The organism is Streptomyces sp. S6 (assembly GCF_054880855.1).
Genome location: NZ_JBTYMC010000754.1, coordinates 1 through 524 on the forward strand (window position 1 = coordinate 1; position 524 = coordinate 524).

At 76.1% G+C, this 524-nt stretch carries 1 protein-coding gene; it reads right to left on the minus strand.

Translation table 11 applies throughout. The features are described from left to right. Positions 1-506, minus strand: a 506-nt coding sequence (locus tag ACVNF4_RS36870) for an SDR family NAD(P)-dependent oxidoreductase (RefSeq protein WP_461807151.1), incomplete at its 3' end; no start/stop codon positions are given. Between the last annotated feature and the right edge of the window lie 18 nt (positions 507-524).

Sequence of the window (524 nt, forward strand, 5' to 3'; positions counted from 1 at the left end):
ATGAGGGCCATGCCCTCGCGGGCGTCGAGGCGGCGCAGGCCGATACGGGCGATGCGCGCGAGGTCGCTGTCGCTGACGTTCGCGGTCATGCCCTCCCCGCGTTCCCAGGGGCCCCAGGCGAGCGCGGTGGCCGGTTTGCCCTCGGCGGCGCGGCGGGCGCACAGGGCGTCGGCGAAGGCGTTGGCCGCCGCGTAGTTGGCCTGTCCGGCGCCGCCCATGACCCCGGCGAGGGAGGTGAAGACGACGAACCGGTCCAGGGCGCGGTCGGCGGCGAGGGTGTCGAGGTGTTCGAGGGCCTCGGTCTTGACCGGGAGGACCGCGTCGACCTGTTCCGGGGTGAGGGCGGTGAGGGTGGCGTCGGCGACGGTGCCCGCCGTGTGGACGACGGCCCGCAGGTCGGGGACGGTGTCGAGGAGGGCGGCGAGCGCGTCCCGGTCGGTGAGGTCGCAGGCCGCCGCGCGCACGGTGGCGCCCTGAGCGTCGAGTTCGGCGATCAGGTCGGCCATGCCGGGGGCGTCCGCGCC